At 70.3% G+C, this 5,848-nt stretch carries 6 protein-coding genes; 3 read left to right on the top strand and 3 right to left on the bottom strand.

Annotation, left to right across the window (positions count from 1 at the left end):
* Positions 1-188 precede the first annotated feature (188 nt).
* Entirely contained in the window at positions 189-1,040 is an 852-nt protein-coding gene (gene pdxY, locus DW299_RS08145) for a pyridoxal kinase PdxY (RefSeq protein WP_136036293.1), read from the top strand.
* 3 nt (positions 1,041-1,043) lie between these two features.
* On the opposite strand, the gene DW299_RS08140 is transcribed toward pdxY, so the two are convergent.
* The 3 genes from DW299_RS08140 to DW299_RS08130 all read right to left on the bottom strand — a co-directional run bounded on the left by DW299_RS08140 (position 1,044) and on the right by DW299_RS08130 (position 3,992).
* Positions 1,044-1,589: an HIT family protein gene (locus DW299_RS08140; RefSeq protein ID WP_136033617.1), complete on the bottom strand. Its 546-nt coding sequence runs from the start codon at positions 1,587-1,589 to the stop codon at positions 1,044-1,046.
* Positions 1,586-3,511: a threonine--tRNA ligase gene (gene thrS, locus DW299_RS08135; protein ID WP_206253369.1), complete on the bottom strand. Its 1,926-nt coding sequence runs from the start codon at positions 3,509-3,511 to the stop codon at positions 1,586-1,588. The genes DW299_RS08140 and thrS overlap by 4 nt, the downstream gene beginning before the upstream one ends.
* 121 nt (positions 3,512-3,632) lie before the next feature.
* Complete coding sequence (locus DW299_RS08130) at positions 3,633-3,992, bottom strand: YnfA family protein (RefSeq protein WP_136036291.1); 360 nt, start codon at positions 3,990-3,992, stop codon at positions 3,633-3,635.
* Positions 3,993-4,076: 84 nt separating this feature from the next.
* Here DW299_RS08130 and DW299_RS08125 point away from each other — a divergent pair, with 84 nt between their 5' ends.
* Positions 4,077-4,454, top strand: coding sequence for a DoxX family protein (locus DW299_RS08125; RefSeq protein ID WP_136036290.1), 378 nt, complete (start codon positions 4,077-4,079; stop codon positions 4,452-4,454).
* Entirely contained in the window at positions 4,451-5,803 is a 1,353-nt protein-coding gene (locus DW299_RS08120; protein WP_136036289.1) for a cryptochrome/photolyase family protein, read from the top strand. Before DW299_RS08125 ends, DW299_RS08120 begins: the two co-directional genes overlap by 4 nt.
* The last annotated feature ends 45 nt before the right edge of the window (positions 5,804-5,848 follow it).

The raw sequence follows: 5,848 nt of genomic DNA, 5'->3' as shown, positions 1-5,848 counted from the left end.
GGGGGTGGCTCGCGCGCACGGGTGACGAGTTCTCCCTCGACGACCGCGCCGATCCGTCCCACCACCTCCGTCTCACCGTCCACGACCTCACCGACGCGGAAGCCGACACGCTCGTCGCCGACCTCGTCGCGGCCGCGCGATGACCACCGTCGCGGGCACCTGCCCGCCCTGACCGAAAGCGCTCGCTCATGAAGATTCTCTCCATCCAGTCCGCCGTGGCATACGGGCACGTGGGCAACTCTGCCGCGGTGTTCCCGCTGCAGCGCATCGGCGTCGAGGTGCTGCCCGTCTACACCGTGAACTTCTCCAACCACACCGGCTACGGCGCGTGGCGCGGACCGCTGATCGACCCCGCCGACGTGCGCGAGGTCATCACCGGCATCGAGGACCGCGGAGTGTTCGGGCAGATCGACGCCGTCCTGAGCGGCTACCAGGGAGGCGAGGGCATCGGTGACGTGATCATCGATGCGGTCGCGCGCGTCAGGGCCGCCAACCCCGACGCGGTCTACGCGTGCGACCCGGTCATGGGCAACGCGAAGTCGGGCTGCTTCGTCGCCCCCGCGATCCCGATCCTGCTGCGCGAGCGCGTCGTCCCGGTGGCGGACATCATCACCCCCAACCAGTTCGAGCTCGGGTTCCTCACCGAGACCGAACCCGACACGCTCGAGTCCACGCTCGCCTCGGTCGACCTCGCCCGCGCCATGGGCCCCCGCACGGTGCTCGTGACGAGCGTCGAGCGGCCCGACCGCGAGGAGGGGACCATCGAGATGCTCGCGGTCGACGGCGACGGTGCCTGGCTCGTCCAGACGCCGCACCTCCCCATGAAGGCGAACGGCTCCGGTGACGTGACCGCCGCCCTGTTCACGGCGCACTACGTCGGCACCGGCAGCGCCAAGACCGCGCTCGAGCGCACCGCCTCCAGCGTGTACGACCTGCTGCAGGCGACGCTCGACTCGGGTGAGCGCGAGCTGCAGCTCATCGAGGCGCAGGAGTTCTACGCGCACCCGCGCATGCAGTTCACCGCACGGCAGGTGCGCTGACGGTCACTCCGGCCACGCGTGGGCGACGGCCTCCCGCACTTCGCCGAGGAGCTGCGGGAGCGCCTTCGTCTTCGCGATGATCGGGAAGAAGTTCGCGTCGGAGCGCCACCGCGGCACCACGTGCTGATGCAGATGCGCGTCCACGCCGGCTCCCGCCACCGCCCCCTGGTTCATTCCCAGGTTGAAGCCGTCGCATCCGGAGACCTCGCGCAGCACCCGCATGGCCGTCTGGGTGAGCGCGCCGATCTCGGCCACCTCTTCCGGACTCGCCTGGTCGTACGTCGCGATGTGACGGTACGGGCACACCAGCAGGTGCCCCGAGTTGTACGGGAACAGGTTCAGCAGCACGTACGCGGTCGTGCCCCGTGCCACGATGAGCCGCTCGGCGTCGGGGTACTTCGGCGCCTCGCAGAACGGGCACTCCTCGCGCAGGGGCTCCGGTCCCGCCTGGATGTAGGCCATCCGGTGGGGGGTCCACAGCCGCTGGAACTCGTCGGGCACGCCGGCGAGGCGACCTGCATCCTCCAGCGACTGCTCCCCCTCGGTCATGCCAGGTCCCCGGCCGTCTGCACCAGGGCGTGGCTGTCGATGGCAGCGCGGATGCGGTCGACCGCCTGCGCGATCGGCACGCCGTTCTCCTGCGAGCCGTCGCGGTAGCGGAAGGAGACGGTGCCGGCGGCCCGGTCCTGCTCCCCGGCGATCAGCAGCAGCGGGACCTTGCCGGTCGTGTGCGTGCGGATCTTCTTCTGCATGCGGTCGTCGGAGGTGTCGAGCTCGGCACGCACACCGCGGGAGCGGAGCGTGTCGATCACCTCACCCAGATAGTCGGCGAAGTCGTCCGCGACCGGGATCCCCACGACCTGTACCGGCGAGAGCCACACCGGGAAGTCGCCCGCATAGTGCTCGAGGAGGATCGCGAAGAACCGCTCGATCGAGCCGAACAGCGCCCGGTGGATCATGATCGGACGCTTCTTCTGGCCGTCCTTGTCCATGAACTCGAGGTCGAAGCGCTCGGGCAGGTTGGGGTCGACCTGCACCGTGGACAGCTGCCACGTGCGGCCGATCGCATCGCGCGTCTTCAGGTCGATCTTCGGCCCGTAGAACGCCGCCTCGCCCGGCACCTCGGTGAGCTTGAGACCGGAGGCCACGGCCACGCGGCGCAGGGCGTCGGTGGACGACTCCCAGAACTCGTCCGAGCCGATCCACTTCGACTTCTCGTCGTCCTTCATCGACAGCTCGAGCTCGAAGTCGGTGAGGCCGAAGTCGCGGAGCATCGAGAGGATGAACTCGAGGACCTTGCCGACCTCCTCCTCCAGCTGGTCGGGTGTGACGAACAGGTGCGAGTCGTCCTGCGTGAAGCCGCGCACCCGCGTGAGGCCGTGCAGGGCCCCGGAGAGTTCGTTGCGGTAGACCGTGCCGTTCTCCGCGAACCGCAGCGGGAGGTCGCGATAGCTGCGCGCGCGCTCCTTGTAGATGAGGATGTGCATCGGGCAGTTCATGGGCTTCAGGTAGTAGTCCTGGCCCTGCTTGGTGATCTCGCCGTTCTCGTCGCGCTCCTCGTCCATGACGATGGGCGGGAACATGCCGTCCTTGTAGGTGACGAGGTGGTTCGAGGTGAGGAAGAGGTCTTCCTTGGAGATGTGCGGCGTGTACACGTAGGTGTAGCCGCCCTCGATGTGCCGCTTGCGCGCGTGCTGCTCCATCTCGCCGCGCACCACGCCGCCGCGCGGATGCCAGACGCTCAGGCCCGACCCGATCTCCTCGGGGAAGGAGAACAGGTCGAGCTCCTTGCCGAGTCGCCGGTGGTCGCGCTTGGCGGCCTCCTCCAGCCGGTGCTGGTACGCGCGCAGCTCGTCCTTCGTGGGCCAGGCGGTGCCGTAGATGCGCTGCAGCTGCGGGTTCTTCTCGCTGCCGCGCCAGTACGCGGCGGCGATGCGCGTGAGGTCCCAGCCGTTGCCGATCATGCGCGTGTTGGGCAGATGCGGCCCGCGGCAGAGGTCCTTCCAGACGACCTCGCCGTCGCGGGTCGTGTTGTCGTAGATCGTGAGCTCGCCCTCGCCCACCTCGACCGACGCGCCCTCGGCCGCCTCCTTGCCGCCCTTGAGCCCGATCAGCTCGAGCTTGAACGGCTCGTCGGCGAGCTCCGCGCGCGCCTCGTCATCGGTCACGACACGACGCACGAAGCGCTGGCCCTCGCGGACGATGCGCTGCATCTCCTTCGTGATGGCCTTGATGTCCTCCGGCGTGAACGGGGTGTCGACGCCGAAGTCGTAGTAGAACCCGTCGGTGATGGGCGGGCCGATGCCGAGGTTCGCCTGCGGGTTGATGCGCTGCACGGCCTGCGCGAGCACGTGCGCGGCCGAGTGGCGCAGGATGTTCAGGCCGTCGGGGCTGTCGATCGTGACCGGCTCGACCTGCTCGGTGCCGGTCAGGGTCGTGGCGAGGTCCTTGAGCTCGCCGTTGACGCGCATCGCGACGACGTTTCGGTCAGAGAACAGGGCGAAGCCGTCGGTCGGCTGGGCGTTTTCAGGCACTGATCACTCCATCTGGGTCTGGATCTAGGCTACTCGTATGGCCGGGGGCCGCCGACCGTCAGGCCACCGGCTCGGCCGAGGAGGACGCGGCCGCCGGGGCGAGGATGATGATCGCCGCGCCCACGAGCGCGACCGCCGACCCGACCCAGTCCCAGACCGTGGGACGGAAACCGTCGACGATGATGCCCCAGGCGAGGGATCCGGCGATGAAGATCCCGCCGTACGCGGCGAGCACCCTGCCGAAGTTCGCGTCGGGCTGGAGCGCCGCGACGAAGCCGTACGCCCCCAGCGCCATGACCCCCAGGACCGCGAAGAGCCAACCGCGGTCCTCCTTGATGGCCTGCCAGATAAGCCAGGCACCGCCGATCTCGGCGACGGCGGCGAGGACGAACAGCACGACGATGCGGAAGACGGTCACCACCTCAGTGTGTCAGGACACACCAGGACGGCTTCGCGAACGACGGGGCGCCGCAACCGTCGGACCGGACGGTAGCGTGGCCCCATGACCCGGACGATCGCCCGCTGGATCCTCGCTCTCGCCCTCGGCGCCGTCGGCGTGCTGCACTTCACGCAGACGCGCGGCTTCCGGGTGGTGGTGCCCGACTGGGCGACCGAGGCGACGCGGATGGACAAGGATGCCATCGTGATCGCGTCGGGCGCCGTCGAGGTCGCGCTCGCCGCGGGACTGATCGCGCTGCCGCGGGAGCGCCGCCGGATCGGCTGGGCGACGGCGGGGCTCTTCGCCGCGGTCTTCCCCGGCAACTGGCATCAGTGGCGCACCGGACGCTCCACTCCGGGGCTCGACACGGACGCGCGTCGGTTCGGCCGTCTCTTCCTGCAACCGGCCCTGATCGCCTGGGCGCTGTGGGCAACGCGATGACCTCCCCCTCGATCGTCTGGTTCCGCGACGACCTCCGCCTCGCCGACCATCCGGCGCTGCGTGCCGCGATGGATCGGGACGCGCCCGTGATCGCGCTGTTCGTGCTCGACGAGGAGTCGCCGGGGATCCGCCCGCTCGGAGGTGCGGCGAAGTGGTGGCTGCATCACTCGCTGGTCTCCCTCGACGAGCGGCTGCGCGAGAAGGGCGCCCGGCTCGTGCTGCGGCGCGGCCCGGCCGAGCGCGTGGTGCGCGAGGTCGTCGCGGAGAGCGGGGCGGGCGCCGTCTACTGGAACCGTCGATACGGGCGACCGGAGCGGGAGATCGACGCGGCGCTGAAGAGCTCGCTGCGCGATCAGGGCCTGACGGTGGAGTCGTTCGCGGGCTCCCTGCTGCACGAGCCGTGGACCGTCACCACGGGCAGCGGCACGCACTACTCCGTCTTCACCCCGTTCTGGCGCGCCTGCCGCGCACTGCCCGCGCCCCGTGCTCCCCTGCCGGAGCCGCGCGAACTCGACGGGGTGGCGCGACCGCCGCGCTCCGATGCCCCGGGTGACTGGGAGCTGCTGCCCACGACACCGGATTGGGCGGGCGGGCTCCGTGACACCTGGGAGCCGGGCGAACCGGCCGCCCGACGGCGGCTGAGACACTTCCTCGACCACGATCTCCCGGCGTACGACGCGGCCAGGGACGCGCCGGCCGCCGGTGCGACCTCCCTGCTCTCCCCCCGGCTGCGCTGGGGCGAGCTGAGCCCGTTCACCGTGTGGGCCGAGGCGACCCGGGTCGAGGGCTCGGCACGGTTCCTGTCCGAGCTCGGCTGGCGCGAGTTCGCCTGGCACACGCTCTACCACTTCCCCGATCTGGCGACGAAGAACCTCCGGCCCGAGTTCGATGCGTTCCCCTGGCCGGGACTCGACCCGCGGCAGCTGGATGCCTGGCAGCACGGCGAGACCGGGATCCCCCTCGTCGACGCGGGGATGCGCGAGCTGTGGCACACCGGGTACATGCACAACCGGGTGCGGATGGTGACCGCGTCCTTCCTCATCAAGAACCTGCTGATCGACTGGCGGCTCGGCGAGGAGTGGTTCTGGGACACGCTGGTCGATGCAGACGGCGCCAACAACGCGTTCAACTGGCAGTGGGTCGCGGGGTCCGGGGCGGACGCGGCCCCGTACTTCCGTGTGTTCAACCCGGAGCTGCAGGCGAAGAAGTTCGACGGCGACGGAGAGTACGTCGCGCGGTGGGCCCCCGATGCCCCGACCGCGCCGATCGTCGACCTGGCCGAGACCCGCAAGGCCGCACTCGCGGCGTACGACGAGGTCAAGCGCGCCGCGGGCTCCGCGCGGCGCTGACCACCGACACCGGCGGGTAGACCGCGCGCGAGCCGGTAGCCGCCC

This window comes from Microbacterium sp. K35 (assembly GCF_004794375.1).
Classification (GTDB): domain Bacteria; phylum Actinomycetota; class Actinomycetes; order Actinomycetales; family Microbacteriaceae; genus Microbacterium; species Microbacterium sufflavum.
This window is presented reverse-complemented; position numbering and strand designations above follow the sequence as displayed.

What these genes read in the sequence shown, in the direction of transcription:
- pdxY (WP_136036293.1), top strand. Translation starts at nt 189, where the DNA reads ATGAAGATTCTCTCCATCCAGTCCGCCGTGGCATACGGGCACGTGGGC.
- DW299_RS08140 (WP_136033617.1), bottom strand. Translation starts at nt 1,589, where the DNA reads ATGACCGAGGGGGAGCAGTCGCTGGAGGATGCAGGTCGCCTCGCCGGC.
- thrS (WP_206253369.1), bottom strand. Translation starts at nt 3,511, where the DNA reads ATGCGCGTCAACGGCGAGCTCAAGGACCTCGCCACGACCCTGACCGGC.
- DW299_RS08125 (WP_136036290.1), top strand. Translation starts at nt 4,077, where the DNA reads ATGACCCGGACGATCGCCCGCTGGATCCTCGCTCTCGCCCTCGGCGCC.
- DW299_RS08120 (WP_136036289.1), top strand. Translation starts at nt 4,451, where the DNA reads ATGACCTCCCCCTCGATCGTCTGGTTCCGCGACGACCTCCGCCTCGCC.